22 protein-coding genes and 1 pseudogene are annotated in these 23,067 nt (G+C 62.2%); 13 read left to right on the top strand and 10 right to left on the bottom strand.

All coding sequences use genetic code 11. From position 1 onward, the window contains the following. Window positions 1-132: 132 nt before the first annotated feature. Entirely contained in the window at window positions 133-339 is a 207-nt protein-coding gene (locus V1289_RS02015) for a hypothetical protein (protein WP_334395412.1), read from the bottom strand. Further along, window positions 339-2,387 carry a threonine--tRNA ligase gene (thrS, locus tag V1289_RS02010; RefSeq protein ID WP_334395411.1) on the bottom strand — a complete coding sequence of 683 codons (2,049 nt, stop codon included), beginning with the start codon at window positions 2,385-2,387 and terminating at the stop codon, window positions 339-341. Before thrS ends, V1289_RS02015 begins: the two co-directional genes overlap by 1 nt. Before the next feature lie 527 nt (window positions 2,388-2,914). Between thrS and V1289_RS02005 the strand changes: the two genes are divergently transcribed. After that, window positions 2,915-4,096, top strand: a complete 1,182-nt coding sequence (locus V1289_RS02005) for a hypothetical protein (protein ID WP_334395410.1) — start codon at window positions 2,915-2,917, stop codon at window positions 4,094-4,096. A 75-nt stretch (window positions 4,097-4,171) separates the two neighbouring features. On the opposite strand, the gene V1289_RS02000 is transcribed toward V1289_RS02005, so the two are convergent. From V1289_RS02000 to V1289_RS01985, 3 genes and pseudogenes are all read right to left on the bottom strand, one after another. After that, window positions 4,172-4,411 (bottom strand): hypothetical protein, encoded by a 240-nt coding sequence (locus V1289_RS02000; RefSeq protein WP_309177742.1) that lies wholly within the window; start codon window positions 4,409-4,411, stop codon window positions 4,172-4,174. Between the two features lie 118 nt (window positions 4,412-4,529). After that, window positions 4,530-6,291, bottom strand: a pseudogene (locus V1289_RS01995) (IS1634 family transposase). Window positions 6,292-6,417: 126 nt separating this feature from the next. Then, window positions 6,418-7,860, bottom strand: a complete 1,443-nt coding sequence (locus V1289_RS01985) for a S8 family peptidase (protein WP_334395407.1) — start codon at window positions 7,858-7,860, stop codon at window positions 6,418-6,420. A gap of 282 nt (window positions 7,861-8,142) precedes the next feature. Here V1289_RS01985 and V1289_RS01980 point away from each other — a divergent pair, with 282 nt between their 5' ends. Further along, complete coding sequence (locus V1289_RS01980) at window positions 8,143-9,309, top strand: MFS transporter (RefSeq protein WP_334395406.1); 1,167 nt, start codon at window positions 8,143-8,145, stop codon at window positions 9,307-9,309. Here V1289_RS01980 and V1289_RS01975 read toward each other — a convergent pair. Together V1289_RS01975 and V1289_RS01970 are read right to left on the bottom strand one after the other, a co-directional pair. Further along, entirely contained in the window at window positions 9,306-9,632 is a 327-nt protein-coding gene (locus V1289_RS01975) for a GrlR family regulatory protein (RefSeq protein ID WP_309177739.1), read from the bottom strand. The two genes, V1289_RS01980 and V1289_RS01975, sit on opposite strands and share 4 nt — an antisense overlap. A gap of 164 nt (window positions 9,633-9,796) precedes the next feature. Next, window positions 9,797-11,074 carry an alpha/beta hydrolase gene (locus V1289_RS01970; RefSeq protein ID WP_334395405.1) on the bottom strand — a complete coding sequence of 426 codons (1,278 nt, stop codon included), beginning with the start codon at window positions 11,072-11,074 and terminating at the stop codon, window positions 9,797-9,799. A gap of 309 nt (window positions 11,075-11,383) precedes the next feature. Here V1289_RS01970 and V1289_RS01965 point away from each other — a divergent pair, with 309 nt between their 5' ends. Next, window positions 11,384-12,754: an APC family permease gene (locus tag V1289_RS01965; RefSeq protein WP_334395404.1), complete on the top strand. Its 1,371-nt coding sequence runs from the start codon at window positions 11,384-11,386 to the stop codon at window positions 12,752-12,754. A 41-nt stretch (window positions 12,755-12,795) separates the two neighbouring features. Further along, window positions 12,796-13,983, top strand: a complete 1,188-nt coding sequence (locus tag V1289_RS01960) for a hypothetical protein (RefSeq protein WP_334407220.1) — start codon at window positions 12,796-12,798, stop codon at window positions 13,981-13,983. Window positions 13,984-14,005: 22 nt separating this feature from the next. On the opposite strand, the gene V1289_RS01955 is transcribed toward V1289_RS01960, so the two are convergent. Both V1289_RS01955 and yidD read right to left on the bottom strand, forming a co-directional pair. Next, window positions 14,006-14,173, bottom strand: coding sequence for a hypothetical protein (locus tag V1289_RS01955; RefSeq protein WP_334395403.1), 168 nt, complete (start codon window positions 14,171-14,173; stop codon window positions 14,006-14,008). Window positions 14,174-14,276: 103 nt separating this feature from the next. Then, a complete protein-coding gene (yidD, locus tag V1289_RS01950) occupies window positions 14,277-14,621 on the bottom strand; it encodes a membrane protein insertion efficiency factor YidD (protein ID WP_309177734.1) in 345 nt (114 codons plus the stop codon). Between the two features lie 248 nt (window positions 14,622-14,869). On the opposite strand from yidD, the gene V1289_RS01945 reads away from it, so the two are divergent. Next, window positions 14,870-15,790, top strand: a complete 921-nt coding sequence (locus V1289_RS01945) for a hypothetical protein (RefSeq protein WP_334395402.1) — start codon at window positions 14,870-14,872, stop codon at window positions 15,788-15,790. 169 nt (window positions 15,791-15,959) lie between these two features. Here the strand turns inward: V1289_RS01945 and V1289_RS01940 are convergent, their stop codons facing one another. Then, window positions 15,960-16,415 (bottom strand): iron-sulfur cluster assembly scaffold protein, encoded by a 456-nt coding sequence (locus V1289_RS01940; RefSeq protein WP_074275379.1) that lies wholly within the window; start codon window positions 16,413-16,415, stop codon window positions 15,960-15,962. A 232-nt stretch (window positions 16,416-16,647) separates the two neighbouring features. Between V1289_RS01940 and folE the strand changes: the two genes are divergently transcribed. The 8 genes from folE (at window position 16,648) to V1289_RS01900 (ending at window position 23,034) form a co-directional block, all read left to right on the top strand. Then, window positions 16,648-17,340, top strand: coding sequence for a GTP cyclohydrolase I FolE (gene folE / locus V1289_RS01935; RefSeq protein WP_334395401.1), 693 nt, complete (start codon window positions 16,648-16,650; stop codon window positions 17,338-17,340). A 34-nt stretch (window positions 17,341-17,374) separates the two neighbouring features. Continuing rightward, the gene (hisI, locus tag V1289_RS01930; protein ID WP_334407218.1) at window positions 17,375-17,791 is read left to right on the top strand and encodes a phosphoribosyl-AMP cyclohydrolase; all 417 of its coding nucleotides are present in this window, start codon (window positions 17,375-17,377) and stop codon (window positions 17,789-17,791) included. A gap of 207 nt (window positions 17,792-17,998) precedes the next feature. Then, window positions 17,999-18,610, top strand: a complete 612-nt coding sequence (locus V1289_RS01925; protein ID WP_442896159.1) for a c-type cytochrome — start codon at window positions 17,999-18,001, stop codon at window positions 18,608-18,610. Between the two features lie 80 nt (window positions 18,611-18,690). Next, window positions 18,691-19,878: a c-type cytochrome gene (locus tag V1289_RS01920; protein ID WP_334407216.1), complete on the top strand. Its 1,188-nt coding sequence runs from the start codon at window positions 18,691-18,693 to the stop codon at window positions 19,876-19,878. 10 nt (window positions 19,879-19,888) lie between these two features. Further along, window positions 19,889-20,065 carry a hypothetical protein gene (locus V1289_RS01915; protein WP_334395399.1) on the top strand — a complete coding sequence of 59 codons (177 nt, stop codon included), beginning with the start codon at window positions 19,889-19,891 and terminating at the stop codon, window positions 20,063-20,065. 2 nt (window positions 20,066-20,067) lie between these two features. Next, complete coding sequence (locus V1289_RS01910) at window positions 20,068-20,631, top strand: cytochrome C oxidase subunit II (protein WP_334395398.1); 564 nt, start codon at window positions 20,068-20,070, stop codon at window positions 20,629-20,631. Then, window positions 20,621-22,246: a b(o/a)3-type cytochrome-c oxidase subunit 1 gene (locus V1289_RS01905; RefSeq protein WP_334395397.1), complete on the top strand. Its 1,626-nt coding sequence runs from the start codon at window positions 20,621-20,623 to the stop codon at window positions 22,244-22,246. Before V1289_RS01910 ends, V1289_RS01905 begins: the two co-directional genes overlap by 11 nt. Continuing rightward, window positions 22,243-23,034, top strand: coding sequence for a c-type cytochrome (locus V1289_RS01900; protein ID WP_334395396.1), 792 nt, complete (start codon window positions 22,243-22,245; stop codon window positions 23,032-23,034). Before V1289_RS01905 ends, V1289_RS01900 begins: the two co-directional genes overlap by 4 nt. The last annotated feature ends 33 nt before the right edge of the window (window positions 23,035-23,067 follow it).

Raw genomic sequence — 23,067 nt, 5'->3', positions numbered from 1 at the left:
GCAAGGCGGCGCCCCCGGATATATCGGGTGGAAGGACGACATTGGCAAGCGAGGGAGTCTAAACTCACCGGACCGTCGCTGCCGAGTGAGATTGATCCGGCAGGGTGGATGCGATTGCAGAACTGACGGCGGCTAGGTTTGATGCCGTTTGAATGGCATCCTTGCCGCTCGCTCCAAAAGATCCTTGCCGAGATCCTCCAGAATCTCCCGCGTGGCCAAAAACAGGCTATGGCCTTGATCCGTTTCGATGGCCAGCGCAACCACGGTCGGCTGATTGGGATCCGGGATCAACTGGTAAGCCCTGATCGGATAGGCCGGCAGTTCCTGTTCGTCGGCCATCAGGTCTCCAACCGGGCCCGCTTCACGTCCGGCGGCGTCGCTTCCTCGACCAAAGCGGCGATCGCCTCGTCGGTCGGCATCACCTTCTGGCCTTCGCTGCCGAGACGGCGGATGGAAACCGAGTGGCTTTCGGCTTCCTTCTTGCCGACCACCAGCAGCGCCGGGATCTTTGCCAGCGAATGCTCGCGGACCTTGTAGTTGATCTTCTCGTTGCGCAGGTCGATCTCGACGCGCAGCCCGGCGCGTCGCGCGGCGGCGGCGACCACCTTGGCGTATTCGTCGCCTTCGGAGGTGATCGTCGTCACGACGGCCTGCACGGGCGCCAGCCAGAGCGGGAAGTTGCCGGCAAAATGCTCGATCAAAATGCCGATGAAACGCTCCATCGAGCCGCAGATCGCCCGATGCACCATGACCGGGGCTTTCTTCGAGCCGTCGGCGTCGATGTAGAACGCGCCGAACCGTTCCGGCAGGTTGAAGTCGACCTGGGTCGTGCCGCACTGCCAGTCGCGGCCGATGGCGTCCCGCAGCACATATTCGAACTTCGGCCCGTAGAACGCGCCTTCGCCGGGATTGATCGCGGTCTTGATGCTTTGATTGTGGCTCTTCGCGGCGATCTCCGAGAGCACGGTCGCCATCACGCGCTCGGCATGGTCCCACATCTCGTCGGTGCCGACGCGCTTCTCCGGCCGCGTCGACAGTTTCACCGTGAGTTCGCCCTCGAAGCCGAAATCGGCGTAGGTCGACAGGATCAGATCGTTGATCTTCAGGCACTCGTCGGCGAGTTGCGCCTCGGTGCAGAACACATGCGCGTCGTCTTGGGTAAAGCCGCGCACGCGCATGAGGCCATGCATCGCGCCGGACGGCTCATAGCGATGCACCACGCCGAATTCCGCCAAGCGCAAGGGCAGGTCGCGGTAGCTCTTCAGGCCGTGCTTGAAGATCTGCACATGGCCGGGGCAGTTCATCGGCTTCAACGCAAACCAGCGCTTGTCCTCGGCCTCGTCGCCGGCGGATTGCGCGGCGAACATGTTCTCGCGATACCATTCCCAATGGCCTGAGGTTTCCCACAGCGCCTTGTCGAGAATCTGCGGCGCGTTGACCTCGCTGTAATCGCCGGTCAGCCGCCGACGCATATAGGCGATCAACGCCTGGAAGATGGTCCAGCCCTTGGCGTGCCAGAACACCACGCCCGGGCCTTCTTCCTGGAAATGGAACAGGTCGAGCTCGCGGCCGAGCTTTCGGTGGTCGCGCTTCTCGGCTTCCTCGATCTGTTTGAGGTAAAGGTCGAGGTCTTCCTGCTTCGCAAACGCGGTGCCGTAGATGCGCGTCAGCATCGGATTGTTGCTGTCGCCGCGCCAATAGGCGCCCGCCACCTTCATCAGCTTGAAGGCGTTGCCGACCTTGCCGGTCGACGTCATGTGCGGGCCGCGGCAGAGATCGAACCAGTCGCCCTGGAAGTAGATCTTGATCGGCTCGTTGCCGGGAATGGCGTCGACCAGTTCGACCTTGAAGGCCTCGCCCTTGTCGCGGAACACCTGCTTTGTCTTTTCGCGATCCCAAACCTCCTTGGTGAAGGGTTTGTCGCGCGCGACGATCTCGCGCATCTTCTTTTCGATCGCAGCAAAATCTTCCGGCGTGAACGGCTCGTTGCGGAAGAAGTCGTAGTAAAAACCGTTCTCGATCACGGGGCCGATGGTGACCTGCGTGCCCGGCCACAAGGATTGCACGGCTTCGGCCAGCACATGCGCCGCGTCATGCCGGATCAGTTCCAGCGCGCGCGCATCGTCGCGGTTGATGAATTCGATTTTGGCATCGTGCGCGATCGGATCGTTGAGATCGGCGACCACGCCGTTGAGCGCCATCGCCACCGTTCGCTTGGCCAGCGACGGCGAGATGCCCTTGGCGATATCGAAACCGGTGATGCCTAACGGGAGTTCGCGGGTCGCGCCGTCGGGGAAGGTGATCGCGACTTTCATCTGGGGTTCGGCCGGTTTCAAATTCGCAAGGCCATATTGGAATCCAGATGCGGGGGAACTGCTGTCAGGCATTTTCGTCTCCTTTAGCTCACTCCTGCGAACGAGCGCAGGTAAGCGGGAAGCAGCGGTATAGCAGGGGATTCGGCTCCTGCAATCCGGCAATATCAAGAAAATGGGCGGCCAACGGCGTTGGGTCGAACGTGCCGGCTGCCCCACGCAACCAACGCGGAGATGATACAAAAGGCCGGTAACGGCGCTGACATCGGAAATCCTGATGGCGGACCAGACATCCGCGACGTGCTGTGGCCACGATATCTCGATGCAACAAATTTCATGCAGCCACTGGTTGCCGTTGCACGGACTTGGTAGCGTCGGCTTGTTAGCCTTTTCGAACCTATTCGATTTCCCCCGGGATTATATTGAACGCGCCATCCTTCATGACCTTCCGCATTTTTCCGGCCGCAGTTCTTTTCCTCGCTTGCGGACCTGTGCCGGCTGTTCCCACCGCACAACCGGCGCCCGCCACGGCGCGGCCCGCGCCCACCGCGCGGCCAGTGCCTATCGCGCGGCCGGCACCCCGCGTCGCGCCGACGGCGCCGATGACCTTCTATGTTGCCAAGGGCGCGCCGGATGCGTGCGGCCGCGGCTGCGACAGCTGGATCGCGGTCGAGGGACAGGTCGATTCAGCCGCGGCGCCGCGCTTCCGGAAATTCTTCCAGAAGGTCAGGGGCCGCAACCTGCCGATCTATTTCTCCTCGCCCGGCGGCAATCTGGACCAGGCGCTGGCGATGGGCGGCATGCTGCGTGAAAAGCCCGTCACCGCCCGGGTGGCGCGCACGGTGGTGAGGGAGTGCGGCTTCGAGGCGCAGGACAGCGACGTCTGCCTCAAGCTGAAGCAATCCGGCCGCGAACTCCACGGCGAACTCTGGACCCGCGGTGCGACGTGCAACTCGGCGTGCCCCTATCTGATGCTGGGCGCGACCACGCGCGAGATTGCCCCCGATGCGGTGCTGGCGGTCCATTCGCCGAAAGTGGTGGTGCATTTCAGCGGCCTCGCTACGCCGACCCGGGAGATGCGCGCCGCCGCGACTGAACGCGGGCACGAGCGCGCCGACCGCATGGTTGCGAGCTATATTGTCAGGATGGGCGTCGATATCGGATTGCTCAGCCTCACAAGCACCGTGAAGTTCGAGGACATTCATGCCCTGACCCGCGAGGAGATCATCCGCTTCGGCATCGACCGTCGCGAACGGGTGGAAACACCGTGGATATTTGAAAACATCGGCCGCAGCACGGTGCGCAAGGTCGCCACCCAGAAGGACGACGGCGATAAATCCTATCGCCTGTCGCAATGGCGGCTGTTCTGTGTCAGCACCGACCAGTTCGAACTCGATTTCCAGCGTCCGGCAGCCACTTCGTCGGCTTTTCCAACGGTCCTGATTTCCAACGGCGGTGCGACCTCGCTGTACTTCAAATCGCCCCCTCTCAAGGCGCAGGGCTTTGAAATCTGGGGCGTGCGCATGAACAGGGCTTCGCTTCAATCGCTGGCCGATGTGCCGCAATTCAATTTCACCGAAACGTCGCAGACGCTGGACGGGCACCGGCTCGCGCATACCGCGACATTCTCCAGCGAAGGACTGGCCGGCGCGCTGGACAGTCTGCTGGCGACCTGTCCGCCGGCAAAGCCCACGGCTCCTTTCACGGCAGCTCCCTTCACAGCTTGCAGACCATCGGGGCGCGCGACGCTGCTGCGAAATAGCCTAGAGCTTGATCGGTTCTGATTGAACTAGAACCGAAGCTCCAGATTCTTGTATTGACGCGTTTTCTTTCCGATTTCCACTTCGCTTGAAAACGCTCTATTCGGATGGCGGCTTCAGGACTTTTTCGCGCGTGCTCGGGGGAGGGGTCTTGGTCTCGGCCGTCAGCCTCCACCCCTCCGCGAGCGCCTTGCTGATCGTTTGCTTGGCGCCGGTGACCAGCAGCATATTCGGCTGCTCTTCCACGATCTCGACGCCTTCCGCCCTCAGCCGCGAGGCGACCTTATCCGACGACTCCGAATTGGGGTCGGCGCGGAAGACGACAGTGCGTTCAGCCATGGACAGCGATCCTGCTCTGCCCGCGGACATTCGGGGTCAACTGCTAGGCCGAAGTTTTCACCCATGAATCGCATAAGTATCTGATGCGGTTTGATCATTCGTCCGCGAGGCTACTCGGTTACTGGACACGAACGGGATTGAGCCCGAGCAGATCGAAGGCCGCCTCCTGGAGGGCGGTTGGTTTGGAGTGAAGGGTAAAGCGGTGCTTGGGGCGCGCGGGCACGTGCATGGTGTTGCGAGCGAGTGTTCCGAGATGCGCAATGAGGTCACCGAAGCTCATGACGCGCTGACCGTCTGCCGATCGCCTGGTTGTCTTCTTGACCTTGACGACGTCTGACGGTGCGGTGGCCGCAACTGGAGAAGTTCGCTCCGCTTTGGCTGCTGCCAGATCGGTGTCGTGGAACAACAGCGGCGCTAGGGCCTCCCGTAGGAGCCACTCGACATGGTAGGCGAGCATGCACAGGAAGACATGAGCCCGCACCCTGTCCGCGGTCCAATGACGGATCGGCCGGATTTCCAGATCGACGCTCTTCAGGGATCGGAATGCCCGTTCGACGTGCGAGAGATCCTTGTAGGCCTGAACTGCTTCTGCGGCATTCAGATGCTCGGCAGGCATGCTGGTTCGGATCACATAGATGCCGTCGAGGCGCGCCTCTGCCTCGATCTGATCGAGCCGTCTATGCCAGGAGAGATGACCATCGCGGATCGTAACGACGAAGTGCTTGGCCATCTTTCTTTTGTTAAGAACCGCGCCGACCGCCAGACCTATTTCGGCAGCGTCACGCAAGGGAGCGTTCCTGCGCCGGACCTTGGCTTCGATCCGGGCCAGTTCGCGTTCAGTCACTGCTAACAAGTCCTCACGCTTGCGCGCCCGTTCGGCGGCGAGGTCGTGATTGCGGCACGCGATCAGCCGTTCGCCTGGGAACATGTCCGGCGCGCTGATTTCGGCGAGATCGCGATCATCGAACAACGACAGCTGTAACGGCCCATTTTCCGCGGCCAGCGCCTGCACCGCCGGTGCACGCAGGCAGGTGATCCAATCGAGATTCGCGGGCCTAAGTTCGTCGCGAATGCGGGCCGAGGTGATCATGCCGCGATCTCCGACCAGCACCAGACGACTGATCCTGAAGCGATCCTTCACCTTCTCGATCTGCGCGCTCAAGGTTGAGGGATCCGCGGTGTTGCCGTCGAACACCTCCACGGCGATCGGCAGTCCCTCGCGTGTGCAGAGCAGCCCATAGACAATTTGCGGCCGGTCCTTGCGGTGATCCCGGCTGTGGCCATAGCGCGCCAGCGGGCAGCAGCGGGCCCTCGAAGTAAGATGAGCTGACGTCATAGAGGACCAGCACGCCGTCTTCGAGATGCCGCCGCGCCAAGCCATTTTCGACGCGGCCCTGACGTTCGAGCAGCCAATCCAGCGCCTCATAGGCCTCCCGCTCCTTGACCCGGCCAAGGTGCAAGACCGCGCCCAGACTCGATACCGCCGTCTCCTCATCGATCGCGCGGACAAAGCCCAGCTTCGATCGTGGCGCAATCAACCGATCAACCACCATGGCGACAACGAGATCGCAGCAGCGTCGCGAGGCCGGATCCTTCGCCGCACCCAGAATCAACCGGTCGAGGCCAATCTTGCGGATCATTCCAAGCGCCGCCGCAACATGGCCGTGCGGCAATGAGCGCTCGACTTCCAGTTCCTGCGGACCAGTGCCGATGACCGTTCCGCCCTTCAGCACCGCCTTCAACGTATCGATCATATCACGCGGCAGCTTGCTGAGATTGGCCAACGTCCGCTTCTGCGAACGGCCTTGCTCGTCGCGATAACTCTCCCGCAGCAACACCGCAGGCGGAGAGTCTCGATTGGGCACCATCTCGATGAACATGCCCGAATCGAATCATATCCTCGCCGATTTGGGAATCCCCTTACATGGACACAATCACAGGATCATTCCCACCCTAACCCACTGCACTGACTCAAGTCTCTCCTGACGACACGAGCAAACTTCGGGCTAGGGTGTCGGGAGTCCGAACCCTTCATAGTCACGGCCGAAATTCTCAGGCTTGCAAGCCGCATATAAGACGTCCTTCAGTGCCCGGGAACGGGCGGCCCCGACTTTTTGTTTCAAAGTTGGATCCTTGGCGAGCAAATAGGCCGCAAATCCCGCCACCGCCGGCGACGCCATCGATGTTCCGCTCATCGAACCGTGACCGGTTCCAGGTAGCGTCGATACGATCTCGACCCCGGGGCCGGTGGTGTCGATTTCGGATCCGAAATTGCTGAAATCGGCAATAAAGTCCTTGATTGACGGATTTCCCTTCGGTGGAGCGATACTGCCGGTTCCGATCGCGTTTTTGGGGAACGACCCGACCCGCCCCATGGCGGATACCGCAACGCATTCCGGAAACGCCGCGGGGAAGGACACAGGCTTTCGGTTGTCGTTCCCGGCCGCCACGACGACGACGACACCGGCGTTGAGCGCGCGGTCAATCGCCAAAAGTGTAAGGTCGTCCTTCGGACCGCCGCCGAGGCTCATATTGATGATGTCGCATTTGTCTGCAACGGCCGTATCGATCGCCTTGGCGATGTCGAAATTACTTGCGCCGCCACCGGCATCTGGGAATACACGGTAACTTCGCAAGGTGACGCGAGGCGCTACCCCGCGGAAACCGCTCGTCGATCCTTTGCCGCCGACGATGCCTGCAACATGAGTACCGTGTTCGCCTTCGCTCAGCGCAGGCCGCCAATTCTGGGCCGCCGCGGGATTGCCGCGGGTTTCGTCACCGACGCAATTGAGCCCGCCCGACACATTCTTCAGGTCGGGATGCGTACCATCGACACCGCTATCGACGATCCCGACGGTGACGCCATCACCGGCATTCGCAGGCAATGAACCGTAAAGTTGGGTCAGCGGCAGCGAGGGATCGGTGACGACAATTTTCGCCAGCTTGATTTTCGATATCTGCGCGCCTGTGGTGCCGGTCGTGAAATACCCCCACGAGCCTGCCGGCGCGTAAACATAAACGCGTTCGAGTTTTCGGCTTGGCGAGAGGCCGTTCAGGATTGCGCTTCCGTTTGCGCCCGTCATAGCACTCGCGCCCTGGCGCGACGCGAAATCCGTGAACGCAACGATCTGAGCGCCCTTTATCGCGGCGCCGCTGGAAGCGTCGGTTACCGAGACGGTAAAACTCGCAGAGGCAACGGCCGCTTTCGCTACCTTCATCGCGCGGCCACCGGCCTTTTTCACGGCCTTCTTGGCCTTCTTGGCCGCGGGCTTTGAGGGGCGCTGGTGGATTTTGAAACGTTCCCACTGGCGATGGTAAAATACCTCGGGTACGATTTTCAGTCCGGGGACGCTAAGACGCAGACTTAGTTCGCCTTCCGGCGGCATTTCAACGAGCTTCGGCCCGTTTTCGTGCAGCGAGTCGAGCACCCGCATCTGCGGAGCCGTCACGGCCTCCGGGGGGGGCAACCGCGACCATGTTGGCGCTCGGTTTGAAGTTGTCAGCGGTGAGTGACGCGCCCAAATAGCCTTCACTGCTCATAATAATGTAGCGGCGGAGATTTTGCTTTTTCTGTGGCATCGCGAAGCTCCCAAATTTATACAACCTGAAATAGATTTATTATGCGCCGATAATTTGCGGGGACAGCAATAGAAATCGGTTTGCGGCGAATCGTAGCATCGCAGCAGGTTTCGCGCCTTTCATTTCCATGCGCACGACCTACATGCACATGCATGAAGAAACCGCCCGATTTTTTCGTCCGCCGCTTCGCTCCCACCGCATTGATGCTTGGAAATATCGTCACCGGCTGCTCCGTCCTGGCGCCGGCGGGCATGCTCGTCGAATTGTCCGGCGGTCTCGACGTCAGCATCCGCACCGCGGGTCTGCTGATCACCTTTGGCGCGATCATGCTGTGCGTCGGCTCGCCGGTGACGGCGTGGCTGACCAGTCGGATCGAGCGCCGCAGTCTGCTGACGGCGACGCTTGCGGTGCTCGCGCTCACCAATGCGGCTTCCGCCTTCGCACCCGACTACACGAGCCTGCTGATCATCCGTTTGATCATGCTGGCGGTCGGCGCGCTCTATACGCCGCAGGCGGCCGGGACGGCGGCCCTGATCGTGCCGGTGGAAAGGCGCGGCAGCACCATCGCCTACATCTTTCTCGGCTGGTCGCTGGCAGCCGCGATCGGTCTGCCGCTGATTACGTTGGTCGCCAGCCGCTACGGCTGGCGCACCGTCTATGGCGGCATTGGCGTGATGGGCTGCGTGAGTTTCCTGCTGCTGATCTGGCGTTTGCCGCGCGGTCTGGTCGGCGCACCCGTCGATCTCAAGACCTGGACCGATGTCGGGCGCAACCGGATGATCATGCTCTTGCTGTCGATCACGACGCTGCAGATGTCCGGCCAGTTCGTGGTGTTCACCTTCATGGGACCGCTGTTGGCGAAGCTGACGGGGGCGGGGCCCGACGCCATCGGGCTGGTGTTTGCCTGCTACGGAATCTTCGGCTTCATCGGCATTGCGATCGCAACCCGCATTGTCGATTCCTGGGGAGCCTGGAAGACCTCGGTGCTGTTCACGGTGCTGATGCTGCTGGGCGTGACCGGCTGGGCGCTCAGCGCCGGCATTTATCCGCTGATGGCAGCATCGGTGGCGATCTGGGGGCTGGGCTTTGCGTCCACCAATTCGATGCAGCAGGTGCGGCTGGTCGGCGCCGCGCCCTCACTCGCGTCCGCTTCGGTGTCGCTCAATACATCGGTGCTCTATGTCGGACAGGCCGTCGGTTCCGCGGTCGGCGGTTTGCTGTACGCACGCGACCTCGTGCATGCCGCGGGTTATGTCGCGGCGGTCTTTGTTGCACTGGCGCTGACGATGGTGATCCTGACCAGGCCGAAACGGGTCTAATCCGAAATCCGCGTCAGCACCGCCTTGAAGGTGACGCCGGGCAATTGCAGCGCGGTGCCTTCGAAGTCGACCATGTCGCCATTGGCGGTTCCCTTCAGCGTCAGCGTGATCATGTCGGTTCCGAACAGCGGCTTGAATGCAGGATCGGGATTGTGGCGTTGCGTCGATATCTTGACGTGAATGCCGTCGCTCTTGTCGGCGTAATTGCCGATGAAGGCGAACGCAGAATTGCCACCCCGAAGCTTGCCGTTGACGGCATAAATCACGCCGCTGCCGGTCCCATGAACAGTATGAAATTCAACCTTGTATAAGCCTTCCTGCAATTTCCGTCCCCAGAAGCTGTCAACTCATGCAATGCAAGCACCGTATGGCGCGGATAGGTGTCGAACAATGCGCGCGGGGCGAAATCGCGCGGCCATCAACATTACATTTTCGACGAGTGGTATGATGAGAAGGCGGGCGCCATATGACGGCGCTGAGCCGCCTTCTATTGGCCCGCAGGCGAAGGCGCGCTCGCGATTCTGGTCAGTGCCGGCGCCATCTTGACCAGCACTTCCTTGACCGGGTTCTCGGTCCAGGCTTGGGTGACGTAATCGCGATGGGTGACGCCATCGCGCGTCTGCACGAACACGACGCTGCCCGGCCGCAACGGGGCATCCATGTTTTCGGTGACGGTGATGCCCTTGTTGCGCAGCATCTCCATCAATTCGCGGTCATGCCGCTTGGTGTAACGGGTGTAGGAGCTGACGAAGAAACCGGACCGGTTGTTCTCGATCCAGGAAGCGAACTTGTCCAATTCGCCGTAGACGGCATCGAGCAGGAACACGCCGCGGACGCGGCCCGTGACGCCGCCGACTTCGAGGCTCCAGGCGGTCGGCAGGAACCCGCCGCTATAGCCGACGATGACGATCGGCATGCTGGCGAACGCCTTGGCCGAGCTGGGATCGCCGGTAAGGCGGGCGAGTTGGCCGGCGGATTCATCCATGAAGCGTTTGAAGCCCCCCGGCTGCCAGAACTTGCCGGCGCTGGAATCGGGGGCATCGACTGCGAACTGGGGCGCCAGCAGCACGGCATTGACGCCGGAGTCCGAGATCTGCTGCGGCACCATTTGCCGATCGCGCACGTCACGCTCCAGCGTCGCGCCATTGCCGTGGAAGAACACCACGATCACGCCGGGCTTGCGGACGTCGAACGTCTCGGGGACGTGCACCAGCACGCGGTTATCGTTGTAGGTCTCGTCCTGCCAGTAGACCCGGCCATTATAGGCGCGGTGGCCGCGGCGATCGCCCTTGCTGATATTGAGGAACGGCGCCTCGGAGCGCGGATTGTTGCCGAAATAGGGGAATGCGGAGGACTTCATGCTGACCAGCGTGGTCAGTTCCTCACGTTCGGACGGCTTTGGAAGCGTGATCGTCGGCGTCAGCGACGCAACCCTGACCGGCTCGGTTCGTACCGTGCGCTGCGGCCGGGCGAGGGCGACTTGCCGCTGCACCAGGCTTTCGCTGGCGGTCGGGAAGCGATCGTTGAACTGCGGCGTCGGGAAGCGGTCGACGAAGCTATCGCCCGACGAAGCCGGCGTGTTGGCGGCCAAGAGGCCGGCGCTGGGCGCCTTGCCGCATTGAACCAGGACGAGCGATAGCGGGACAAAGACAGAGGCAATCGCGACCCAGCGCCATCGCAGGGGCCGGACATGCGGCCGCGCGCCCGGTGATGTCACCCGGTTCGCGCGGTCACGTATTTGGAATTTCGGTTTTGCCCCGACCATCCACCCACTGCCCCAAGATCCACCGGCGACCGGCGTATGTCCGCTAGTGTTTAGGCGACGTTAAGCTTCCGGAACAAACTCCCCATCCGGAACCCCCAAAAGAGGCCACACAATCGTGTCGCGATTGTGGGGCTGCCATCATGTTTTCGCAAACGCCGTAGTGCCACGGTGAACCCTGATTTCGTTTTAGGTATTTAGATACCAAAAACATCTATCGATTTAAATCATTGTTAACGCTGCTTGAATTGAGGGACGCCAGCCTGCACCATACACAAGTTCAGGCGTGCGGCGCTGAAGGTACGGTGCGACATGGCGGCATCAGAAACGGGAAGCGCGGCATGGCCCCGCCCGCTGCCCGGCGGCGGCCCGACCGTTTCGGTGCTGGTAGCGGCGGCTATCGTCGTGGCCGACATGGTAGGCGTCGGCGTCTTCACCAGCCTCGGCTTTCAGGTCAAGGACATCCCCTCCGGTTTTTCGATCCTGTTGCTGTGGACCGTCGGCGGCGTGGTCGCGCTGTGCGGGGTGTTTTCCTACGGCGAGCTCGGCGCGATGTTTCCGCGCTCGAGCGGCGAGTATAATTTTCTCAGCCGGGCCTACCATCCGGCGTTCGGCTTCCTGGCGGGCTGGGTGTCGGCGACGGTCGGTTTCGCGGCACCCGTCGCGCTCGCCGCGATGGCCTTCGGGGAATACGGCAAATCGGTCTTTCCCGATGCCCCGCCGCTGGCGCTCGCCATCGGCGTCGTCTGGCTGGTGTCGCTGGTCCAGCTCACCGGCGTCAGGCACTCCAGCACCTTTCAGTTGATCGCGACCGTCCTCAAGGTGCTGCTGATCATTGCCTTCCTGGTGGCCGGATTTGTGATCGGTACCCCGCAGCCGGTGTCGTTTGCGCCGTCGTCCGCGTCGCTCTCGCAGATCGTCAGCGCGCCGTTCGCCATCAGCCTGGTGTTCGTGATGTATTCGTTCTCGGGCTGGAATGCAGCGACCTACATCATCGGCGAGATGCATCTGCCGGAGCGGAACCTGCCGCGCGCGATGCTGGCGGGGACGCTGATCGTGCTGATCCTGTACGTCGCGCTCAACGCGGTGTTCCTGCACACCGCGCCGATCGACAAACTGGCCGGCCAACTCGACGTCGCCCGGATCTCCGGCAGCTACATCTTCGGCGAGATCGGCGGCGGCATCGTCAGCGCGATGATCTGCATCGGGCTGATCTCCTCGATCAGCGCGATGATGTGGATCGGGCCGCGGGTCATGATGACCATGGGCGAGGATATTCCGGTGCTGCATATGTTCGCGCGGCGATCGACTGGCGGCGCGCCGGCCTATGCCATCCTGTTCCAACTCACGGTCGCGAGCCTGATGCTGTTCACGCGCAGTTTCGAGAAGGTGCTCGATTTCATCCAGTTCGCGCTGCTGTTTTGTTCATTCTTCACCGTGCTTGGCGTGATCAAGCTGCGCATCACTCATCCCGGCCTGAAGCGACCGTACCGCGCCTGGGGATACCCGTTCACCCCTGTGGTTTTCCTGCTCGTGACCGGCTTCATGATGTACTATCTTTTGACGGAACGCCCGCTGCAGTCGGCGCTTGGTATTTTGATCATGATTTCAGGCCTGTTGATTTACGCTATTTTCCGCAAGCGGGAAGCTCTCCCTGCGGCCGCAGTTCCGGGTCGCGAATGAACAGGCTTTGGTCTCGAAGAGGCTTGGCGCTGGCTGCTGCGATGTTGTTCGCGGCAGCCTTGCCCGCGCGCGCTGCCGATACCGTAACCGCCGACGATACCGCGAAATTTCTTGCGGGCATGCAGCCTTCCGCCGACTCGCCGCTGACGCCGTTGACCAGGGATCCTTCCTGGCAGCGGCACGCCAAATTCTTCGATGCGGCTTTCGCGCAGCTCGAACAGCGCCAGCTGTCGAAAATCCGCGCCTGGGCCGATGCCAATCTGGCGGCGCCGAAGCCGACCATGTTCTACATGTTCTCAGGCCCGGACTTCCTCTACGCCGACGCGTTCTATTCCAAGGCGACGACCTATGTGCTGAGCGCGCTTGAGCCGCCGGGCTCGGTGCCCGATCTGACCAGACTGCCGCGCGGCGGCGTTGGTGCCGCGCTCTACAATGTCGAGCGTTCGCTCGGCTCGATCCTGAGCTTTTCCTTCTTCATCACCAAGCAGATGAAGGTCGATCTGCACGCCGGCCAGATCAGCGGCACCCTGCCGATCCTCTATGTGTTCCTGGCGCGCTCGGGCAAGACCATCCGCAGCGTCAGTCCGGTCGCGCTCGACAACAACGGCGCGGCGTATTTCGGCGACGAAAATCCGGGAGCGAATGCGGTGCGTGGTGCGCGCATCATCTTCGCGGGCAGCGATGGCGTGGAACGGACGCTGTATTATTTCTCGACCGACCTTTCCAATTCCGGCGTCAGGGCTTCGGGCTTCCTGAAATTCTGCTCGACGCTGGCGCCTGGCAACAGCCTGCTCAAGAGCGCGTCGTATCTTTTGCACTCCGGCAACTTTAGCACCGTGCGCGACTACATTCTCGCCAACAGCGCCACGATCATTCAGGACGATTCCGGAATTCCGCTCGCCTATTACAGCCCGAAGAAATGGCGGTTCTTCCCGTTCGGCCGTTATGCCGGCCCGATCGCCGAATTCCCGGGCAGGTATCAGGAATCCTACGCCGAACTGTTCGGGCGAGCACAGCCGATGGATTTCGGCATCGGCTATCGCTGGCGCTCGCATGAATCGAACCTGTTATTGTCGATCAGATTGCCCGACGACGGCACCGCCAGCCCGGAAGCGACGTCATCGACCGATGAGCCTCCGCCGCCGCGCGCGCCGCGCGCACGAGTGCCTCGTCCGCCGGCGCCGGTCCAGCCGCAGCCCAGAGGCGGCTTCTTCTGGTTCGGGCGTTAAAAGCCTCTCGCGAATAGCGCGTTCACCATCGCACGCTCTGGCTGGGCTCGATGAAGGCCGTTGGGCTCGACGGTTCGGGGTGGCCGCCGAAATAGTGGTAGGCGGCGACGATGATGATCAGGAGCGCGAGCACGGCCAGGAGATCGATCTGTCTGGGGTCATGACCGTGGTGGCTGATTTTCCAGCGCATTGTTGGTGTCCTCCCTGCGGAAGCATCAAATCAATGCGATTGTGGAACCAAAGTTCCCGTGTGGCAGCAATGCGCGCGACGCTTGGAAGCGCCGCAGTAGATTCTACGCCGCGTTGACGCCGCGCCAGCGTCCGTATTTCCACGGCAGGTACCAACGCGCGCCCGGCGGCCGCGCCAGCGGCACGTTGTCAATGCCGGAGGTGCCCCAGGGCTGACAGCGCAATAGCCGCGCCAGTGTCATCCATCCGCCGCCCCACAATCCGAACCGTTCGATCGCCTCGTCGCCGTAGACCGAGCAGGTCGGCAAATGCCGGCAGTTGTATCCGACCAGTGGCGACAGCGTGTGCCGGTAAACCCAGATCAGCGCGCGGCCGGCATTGCGCGGCAGACGCCGAACCGTACCGGCACATTCTATGCATGAAGATGAATGTGAGAACGAATGCTTCATGGGGGTACCCGGTCGGAACAATATCCGTAACTCTGCGGGGGTTCCAACGCTGGGAACCGAGCGCTCGCAGATATTTACGCCACAGTTCAAAATTATCCAAAGGTTTGGGGGCGATGCAGCAAAGGTACTATGGACGGCACAGGTCAGCACGATTACCGTTTCGATAACGCTTCAATGACAGAATCATGTGGCGTTGAAATTGGGCCATTGCCGCTGCTCACACTCGAGCCTTGGGGGAAGGAATCAAATTGAGGTTTGTGACGTCGCTTCGCTTTCGCGGCCTGACGCTCCTCGGCGCCGCCGCCCTTTGTATCGCATTGCCCGGCTCCGTCGCGACGCTGGGCAATTCGGCGCAGGCCGGCGTCACCCTCGAAGAACGCAAACTACCGATGCACTTCAAATGGGTCGCGTGCCAGCCGAACTGCAAGGGCTGGGTCTCGGCCGTTGGCATCGTCACCGCGGACAGTCCCAAGGATTTCGAGGATTTCGCGCGCGGCCGCCAGCTTGGCGGCGCCACCATCGTGCTCGATTCCTCAGGCGGTTCGGTCAACGATTCCATTACGCTCGGCCGCAGGTTCCGCGGTCTCGGTGCATCGACGACGGTCGGCGTCAGCGTCGTGAACCAGACGCCGCAGGGCGGTCGCCCAAGCGTGGTACCGGAGGCCTATTGCGAGTCGATGTGCGTGTTCCTGCTGTTGTCGGGCAAGACCCGCTACGTGCCTGAAGACGCGCATGTCCGCGTGCACCAGATCTGGATGGGCGACCGCGCCGACGACGCCAAGGCAGCAAGCTATACCGCGCAAGATATGATGATCGTGGAGCGCGATATCGGCCGTCTCGCCAAATACACGTTTGAGATGGGTGGTGCCGGTGACTTGCTGTCGCTCGCGCTGAGCGTGCCGCCCTGGGAAGATTTGCACGAATTGTCGCCGACCGAATTGCGGCTGACCAATATCGTGACCACCGATGCGGTGGCTGACGTGCTGCCGCGCGACAATGCTTCTGTGCCGGTTGCCGAACTGAAATCCAAACCCACGCAGGATCGTTTTGTCAGCAACGCGGTCGAAGGCAACGCTTTGCCGCAAGCGACGAAGTCGACCAAGACCGCTGAAGCGACGGTGCCGACCGGCAGTGTGGCGGCGGCCGCCCCGGTTCAGCCGCAGAAATAAGTTTCACCGCATCGGTGCTGTCATCGCCCGCGAAGGCGGGCGATCCAGTACGCCGCGGCGCCTGTGTTTAATCGAAAATTCCCGGCGTACTGGATACCTGCTGGAGCCTGTCATCGGGCCGCCGTTCGGCCGGCCCGTTGGCGGGCATAACGACGGTGTGTGGCTGGGCCTACCCCTGTGCCGAAGCCGGCTGCTTCGCCTTGGCCTCGATCTGGCCGATCGCATCGACCACGGCGTCGAAGGTCAGCATGGTCGAGGCGTGGCGCGCCTTGTAATCGCGGACCGGCTCGAGCAGGGCGATGTCGGCCCACTTGCCTTGCGGCGGCTTGCCGTTTTCCTTCAGCATCTTGCGCACGGTCTCGCGCAATTCGCGCAGCTCATCCGCCGATGACCCCACGACGTGGCTTGCCATGATCGAGGAGGAGGCTTGTCCCAGCGCGCAGGCCTTCACATCATGGGCGAAGTCGGTGACCACCGGCCCGTCCATCTTGAGATCGATCTTGACGGTCGAGCCGCACAATTTGGAGTGGGCGGTGGCGCTGGCGTCGGGGTCGGGAAGCCGGCCCAAACGGGGGATATTGCCGGCCAGTTCGATGATGCGCTTGTTGTAAATGTCGTTCAGCATAGATCGGGGTCTCGGGTCGCGGGCGGAGGCGCCCTTGGCTGCCGGGTTTCACCGTCCTATATATGGACGGCAATGGCGGAAATACAGTCCGGCCATGTCGCCACTGCGGCCTAATTGGAAGCCAATTCCGCTGGTGTGATGCTAGGATAAGGGGATTCAGGCGTTCGGCGGCAAAGCTGCCCCGTCTGCCCGGTGACACTCCGGTCTGAACGACCGGTCGAACGGAGAAGACATGGACGCCTTGATCAAATCTATCCGCCCCAACAAGCCAGACACCAAGACACCGGAAACCCGCCCGGCGGAACTCGATCCTGCCGAATTTCTGGCGGCTGCCGTCCGCGCCGATCAGCCGCGCCCCTCACGGGCCGAGGCCGAGCACGCGGTGCAGACGCTGCTCGGCTATATCGGCGAAAACCCCGCGCGCGAGGGTCTGTTGGATACGCCGCGCCGCGTGGTCGAAGCCTTCGACGAACTTTATCAGGGTTATCACCAGTGTCCGGCCGAGGTGCTCGACCGCACCTTTGGCGAGACCGCGGGCTATGACGATTTCGTCCTGATCCGCGACATCGAATTCACCTCGCAATGCGAACATCACATGATGCCGTTCTATGGCAGGGCGCATATCGCCTATACGCCGGTCGAGCGGGTGGTGGGATTGTCGAAGCTGGCGCGGCTCACCGATATCTTTGCGCGCCGCCTGCAGACCCAGGAGCACCTGACCGCCCAGATCGCCGCCGCGATCGACGAAGTTCTCAAACCGCGCGGCGTTGCGGTCATGATCGAGGCGGAGCATACCTGCATGTCGGTGCGCGGCGTCGCCAAGCATGGCGCGATGACGTTCACCAGCCGCTTTACCGGCATGTTCCGCGACAATCCGGCGGAGCAGGCGCGTTTCCTGTCCATGGTGCGAGGACCGAACCGGTAACCTCGCTTGAAAATTTGCGAGGCTACCCGTGTCTATATCCGCACACTCCCATGATCGCGAGGAAGGGCTGGAATTCCAGCCCAAATTCGATGCGTCGGGTCTGGTGACCTGCGTGGCCACCGATGCTGCGAGCGGCGACGTGCTGATGGTCGCGCATATGAACGACGAAGCCCTGCGCAAGACGATCGCGAGCGGCGAGGCCTGGTATTTCAGCCGGTCGCGCAAGGGGTTGTGGAGAAAAGGTGAGACTTCAGGTCACACCCAGCGCGTGATCGAGATGCGGATGGATTGCGATCAGGACGCGGTCTGGATTCGTGTCGAGCAGACCGGCGCTGCCTGTCACACCGGACGGCGGTCGTGTTTCTATCGCAAGGTCAACGGCGACGACACACGATTGTCATTTGTCGACGCCGAGCGGCTGTTCGACCCGGAAAAAGTCTATCGCAAATAGAGATAATTGATCTAGATCAATTACGCCACTTCGAACGTGCGCTTCGTTGCCTCCGTCGGCCTGATTTGAGAAAAGTTTAGCCTCGTCATTGAGCTGGGGCGAAAGACGGTGACGCATCGCTTTCTGCCAATTGTCACTTTTCTCACCTTGATCGGGCTTGCCTGGGGGCCTGCGCAATCGCAGACCGCTGAACGTGCGCCTGACACCATGGCGGCACGGGTTCTCGCCTGCGCGTCGTGTCACGGCGCCGCAGGCGAGGGCACCAGCGACGTGTATTTCCCGCGGCTTGCGGGCAAGCCGGCCGGGTACCTCTACAATCAACTGGTGGCGTTCAGGGACGGGCGCCGCAAATACCCGCCGATGAATTATCTGCTGGAGTTTCTGCCCGACGCCTATCTGAAGCAGATCGCCGAACATTTTGCCTCGTTGCGGCCGCCATTTCCGGCGCCCGCGATCCCCACCGTCAGCAACGACATTCTGGCGCGCGGCGAAGCGATTGCCACCCATGGCGATCCGCAGCGCGGCGTTCCGGCCTGCGCCGGTTGCCACAGTCCGACCTTCGGCGGCATGGAGCCGGCAATCCCCGGTCTGCTGGGCTTGCGCGCCAGCTACATCAGCGCGCAGCTCGGCGGCTGGCGCTACGGCACGCGAACCGCCAAGGATCCCGATTGCATGCAGATCGTTGCCGGTCTTTTGACCGAGGATGACGTCAAGGCGGTCGCGGCGTGGCTGTCGTCGCGGCCCGCGCCGTCGGATCCGTCATTTGCCAAGCGCGGCAGCCTGCCGATGCCGCTGTCGTGCGGCAGCGAGCCGAACTGAGGGAGATCGCGCAGATGCCGAAAACCCTGAAAGCTCTGCTCCCGGTTCTGGCCGCAACCTGCTGGCTATTGTTCGGCGTCATGCCGGTGACGGCGCAGCAGGATACCGCGCTGATCGCCAAAGGCGAATATCTCGCCCGCGCCGGCGACTGCATCGCCTGTCACACCGAGCGCGAAGGAAAGATCTTTGCCGGCGGCCTGCCGATGAAGACTCCGTTCGGCACGCTCTACACGTCGAACATTACGCCGGATCCGCAGACTGGTATCGGGACGTGGTCGTCCGATCAGTTCTTTCGAATGATGCACAACGGACGTTTTCCGGATGGCGGGCTGGTCTATCCGGCGATGCCGTTCGCCTCCTATACCAAGGTGACGCGCGAAGACAGCGATGCGATCTATGCCTATTTACGCTCGATTGCGCCGGTGAAGCAGCCGAACCGGCCGCACGATCTGACGTTTCCCTTCAACAACCGCTCGCTGATCATCGGATGGCGCACGCTGTTCTTCACGGAGGGCGAGTTCAAAGCTGATCCGACCAAATCGGCGGAGTGGAACCGGGGGGCTTACCTGGTCGAAGGCCTCGGCCATTGCGGGATGTGCCATACCGCGATCAACGCGCTTGGCGGCAGTTCGGATTCGCAGGCGTTTGAGGGCGGTCTGATCCCGATGCAGAACTGGTACGCGCCGTCGCTGACCCAAAACAAGGAAGCCGGCCTCGGCGATTGGACCATCGAGGAGATCACGGACTATCTCCGCAAGGGCGTATCGACCCGCGGCGCGGTGTACGGGCCGATGGCGGAGGTTGTCTACAACAGCACGCAATATCTCAACGACGACGACATCCGCGCGATGGCGATCTACCTGAAGGGGCTCGCGCAGGGCACCTCGCCGGAGAAGCCGGCGGTGCCACTGCCGTCGGCCGAGAGCAGCCTGTTGCTCAGCCTGGGCAAGCAAATCTACGACCGCGAATGCGCCAGCTGCCACGGCGCTGTGGGGCTGGGCATGCCGCCGCATTACCCGCCGCTCGCCGACAACCAGTCGATCCAGATGGTATCGGCTGTGAACGCGATCCGGATGGTGCTCAATGGCGGCTATCCGCCGGGCACGGCGGGCAATCCGATGCCCTATGGCATGCCGCCGTTTGCGCACCGGCTGTCCGACGACGAGGTCGCGGCGGTCGTGACCTACATCAGGACGTCCTGGGGCAATCGCGGCGAGCCCGTTTCGGCGCGGCAGGCCAACGAACTGCGCGCGGCAACCCTGAACTAAAAGGCGTGTCATGATCAATTCATCCTCGACGCAGGCGGCTACACCCGGCTCCGAAGACGAAGCGGTCGAGACCATCGTCCGTGCCGGTCCGAGCGGCGCAGTGGCGGTGGCCGGTGTGGCGACTGCCGTTGTGCTCGCGCTGTGGTTTGCGTTTTATTTGCTGGTCTTCCTGCCGCGGAGCGTCTGACAATGGCTGTTGAGACCGATCACGGCATCGGCGAGGCGGTCGCGGCCCGCATTGAGCGGCGATGGGCCACGCTGTCGATCGTGATCGTCGGCATTCTCGTCGGTATGGCGACTTTCATCGGCATCCATCAGGCGACGATGCCGCAGGGCCGTGTCGAGACCGCCGATCCCAGGACGTTGCATCTGTCCGGCGAATTCATCGAAAGCAATCTCGGCAGCGCGGTCGAGGCCGACGGCTCGGTCACCGTGCGCGCGATCGGGCAGCAATATTCCTTCACGCCGCAATGCGTGGTGGTGCCTTCGGAAACCCCGATCAATCTTCGCGCCACCAGCGCCGACGTCGTACACGGCTTGCTGATCGAGGGCACCAATATCAACACCATGCTGGTGCCGGGCTATGTTTCGGTCCTGCCGATCCGCTTCAAGGCTGTGGGCGAGCACGTCATGCCGTGCCAGGAGTTCTGCGGCATCGGGCATCAGGGCATGTGGGGTAAGGTCCAGGTCGTTGACAAGACAGCATTTCTCAACATGACGGCGGCGAAGCGGAGGCTGACCTGTGTTGACTAACAAGCGGCTGATTCTTTCGCATTTCTGGCTCGCCTTCATCGTGTTCGGCGCCGCCTTGGTGCTCGGCGCGTGGCAGATGTTTGAGCGCAGCCCGCTCAATGCATGGCACTTCAATCCGGAGTTTTACTATCGCTCGGTCACCGCGCATGGCTCGGCGATGGGCTACGTGTTTCCGACCCTGATCGCGATGGGATTCGGTTACGCCATCACCGAGGCTTCGCTGGAGAAGCCGCTGGTCGGTCGCCGCTGGGCGTGGGCGGGCTTCTTTCTGGTCGCCGTCGGCGCCGTCGTGGCGATGATCCCGGTTTCGCTGGGCCTCGCGTCCGTGTTGTACACCTTCTATCCGCCGATGGTCGGCAATCCCTTCTATTACATCGGCGTGGTCATGGTCGTGGTCGGCTCATGGATCTGGGTCGCGCTGATGCCGATCAACATGGCGGTCTGGAAGCGCGAGAATCCGGACAAACCAGTGCCGCTGGCGATGTTCGCCAACGTCGCGGGCTCCTATCTCTGGGGCTGGACCGCGGTCGGTGCGGCGCTGGAAATCATCTTCCAGATCTTGCCGGTGGCGCTCGGCCTCAAATCCACCATTGACGCTGGTTTGGCGCGGGTGTTCTTCTCCTGGACACTGCATGCCATCGTCTATTTCTGGCTGATCCCGACCTACATCGCCTATTACACCATCTTCCCGCGCGCGATCGGCGGCCGGCTTTACAGCGACGCCATGGCGCGGATCTCCTTCATCATGTTCGTGGTGGTGGCGATGCCGATCGGCGTGCATCATCTGTTTGCCGATCCGCAGGTCGGCGCCGGCTTCAAGTTCATGCATTCGGTGTTCACCGGGCTTGTGGCACTGCCGACGCTGCTGACGGTGTTCACCATCTGCGCGTCCGCGGAGATCGCGAGCCGCCTGCGCGGCGGGAGCGGGGCGTTCGGATGGGTGAGGGCGCTGCCCTGGCAAAACCCGATCCTGCTGGCGACCGCGCTGTCGCTGGTGATGCTCGGTTTCGGCGGCGCCGGCGGGCTGATCAATATGAGCTATCAACTCGACGCCAGCGTCCACAACACGCAATGGATCACCGGGCACTTCCACCTGATCTTCGGTGGCGCCATCGTCATCATGTATTTCGCGATCGCCTATGATCTGTGGCCGCATCTCGCCGGCCGCGCGCTGGAAAGTTTTGGGCTGATGCGAACCCAGCTTTGGCTGTGGTTCATCGGCATGATCGTCACCACGTTCCCGTGGCATTACGTCGGGATTCTCGGCATGCCGCGCCGCATGGCGTTCTATGACTATGCCAATCCCGCGATCTCGCCGCAGGCGTTTTCGGTGTCGATGTCGACGGTCGGCGGATTGATGCTGCTGACGTCGGGCGCCCTGTTTCTGATCGTACTGATCCGCGGCCAGAGGGCGCCGGCGAGCGACGCGGGCGCCTATCGCTTCAGCGTGCCCTTGCACATGCCGGCGCGGATTCCGGTTGCGCTCAATTCCTTTGGGCTTTGGCTCGCCTTGATGATCGGCCTCACCGTTGTGAACTACGGCTATCCGATCGCACAATTGATGGTGCTGAACGAAACTAACGTGCCCGCGGTCTATGTCGGAGCCAGCCGATGAGCGAGCAAAAGCTGTTCTCGGTTCGCAATCCCTGGTTCGGCCTCAGCGTCGGCGTCACGGCCGCCATCGCGGTGCTTGCCGCGCTGGCCGGCCTGATCTGGCTGCCGCTGGCGCAGCCCGATCTGAAGCTTAGCGGCATATGGGACGCGATCTGCAGCGCCGCAGGCGTCCCGCGCGCGTCCTCGCAAGGCAATCCCATCCAGCCCGATTTCAAGACCTCCAATGTCGTGATGACGTCGGAGATGCTGACAAGGTCAAATCAGGTCTCAATCGGCCGCGGTGCGACGCTGGCGCAACGCTGCGCGATCTGCCACGGGCCGCAGGGCGTCAGCGACGCCAATTCGCCGAACCTCGCCGGGCAGTTTGCCGCGGTGACCTACAAGGAACTGAACGATTTCAAGACCGGCGCACGGGTCAACGTGGTCATGAGTCCTTTCGCCGTGAACATGAGCAACCAGGACACGCTGGATATCGCGGCCTATTACGCCTATTTGCCGCGGGTGCCGTCGAACCAGCTGGATGCAGAGCTTGCGGCGCCGCCGATCGTGGTCACGGGGGCGCCGATGCGTAATATCCCGCCCTGCGGCTCCTGTCATGGCGACATCGACAACAAGGCCGGCAGCCCGTGGCTCGGCGGCCAGTCCGCGGTCTACATCAAGGCGCAGTTGCACGCGTTTGCGTCCGGCACCCGCCGCAACGACATCAGCCAGCAGATGCGCAACATCGCCCGCCAGATGACGGCCGAAGAGATCGACCAGGTGGCCCGCTATTACGAAGCCCAGCCGTAAGGTACCGGGGGAGGCGCGTTCGTTAACCCGCCA

Origin of the sequence: Bradyrhizobium sp. AZCC 2289 (assembly GCF_036924615.1) — a bacterium.
In the GTDB taxonomy this organism is placed as follows: Bacteria; Pseudomonadota; Alphaproteobacteria; order Rhizobiales; family Xanthobacteraceae; genus Bradyrhizobium.
Note: the sequence above shows the minus strand (reverse complement) of the source record. Positions and strands in the feature narration are given on the sequence as shown.

What these genes read in the sequence shown, in the direction of transcription:
- V1289_RS02015 (WP_334395412.1), bottom strand. Translation starts at nt 339, where the DNA reads ATGGCCGACGAACAGGAACTGCCGGCCTATCCGATCAGGGCTTACCAG.
- thrS (WP_334395411.1), bottom strand. Translation starts at nt 2,387, where the DNA reads ATGCCTGACAGCAGTTCCCCCGCATCTGGATTCCAATATGGCCTTGCG.
- V1289_RS02005 (WP_334395410.1), top strand. Translation starts at nt 2,915, where the DNA reads ATGACCTTCTATGTTGCCAAGGGCGCGCCGGATGCGTGCGGCCGCGGC.
- V1289_RS02000 (WP_309177742.1), bottom strand. Translation starts at nt 4,411, where the DNA reads ATGGCTGAACGCACTGTCGTCTTCCGCGCCGACCCCAATTCGGAGTCG.
- V1289_RS01980 (WP_334395406.1), top strand. Translation starts at nt 8,143, where the DNA reads ATGAAGAAACCGCCCGATTTTTTCGTCCGCCGCTTCGCTCCCACCGCA.
- V1289_RS01970 (WP_334395405.1), bottom strand. Translation starts at nt 11,074, where the DNA reads ATGGTCGGGGCAAAACCGAAATTCCAAATACGTGACCGCGCGAACCGG.
- V1289_RS01965 (WP_334395404.1), top strand. Translation starts at nt 11,384, where the DNA reads ATGGCGGCATCAGAAACGGGAAGCGCGGCATGGCCCCGCCCGCTGCCC.
- V1289_RS01960 (WP_334407220.1), top strand. Translation starts at nt 12,796, where the DNA reads ATGTTGTTCGCGGCAGCCTTGCCCGCGCGCGCTGCCGATACCGTAACC.
- V1289_RS01955 (WP_334395403.1), bottom strand. Translation starts at nt 14,173, where the DNA reads ATGCGCTGGAAAATCAGCCACCACGGTCATGACCCCAGACAGATCGAT.
- yidD (WP_309177734.1), bottom strand. Translation starts at nt 14,621, where the DNA reads ATGAAGCATTCGTTCTCACATTCATCTTCATGCATAGAATGTGCCGGT.
- V1289_RS01940 (WP_074275379.1), bottom strand. Translation starts at nt 16,415, where the DNA reads ATGCTGAACGACATTTACAACAAGCGCATCATCGAACTGGCCGGCAAT.
- folE (WP_334395401.1), top strand. Translation starts at nt 16,648, where the DNA reads ATGGACGCCTTGATCAAATCTATCCGCCCCAACAAGCCAGACACCAAG.
- V1289_RS01925 (WP_442896159.1), top strand. Translation starts at nt 17,999, where the DNA reads ATGGCGGCACGGGTTCTCGCCTGCGCGTCGTGTCACGGCGCCGCAGGC.
- V1289_RS01920 (WP_334407216.1), top strand. Translation starts at nt 18,691, where the DNA reads ATGCCGGTGACGGCGCAGCAGGATACCGCGCTGATCGCCAAAGGCGAA.
- V1289_RS01915 (WP_334395399.1), top strand. Translation starts at nt 19,889, where the DNA reads ATGATCAATTCATCCTCGACGCAGGCGGCTACACCCGGCTCCGAAGAC.
- V1289_RS01910 (WP_334395398.1), top strand. Translation starts at nt 20,068, where the DNA reads ATGGCTGTTGAGACCGATCACGGCATCGGCGAGGCGGTCGCGGCCCGC.
- V1289_RS01900 (WP_334395396.1), top strand. Translation starts at nt 22,243, where the DNA reads ATGAGCGAGCAAAAGCTGTTCTCGGTTCGCAATCCCTGGTTCGGCCTC.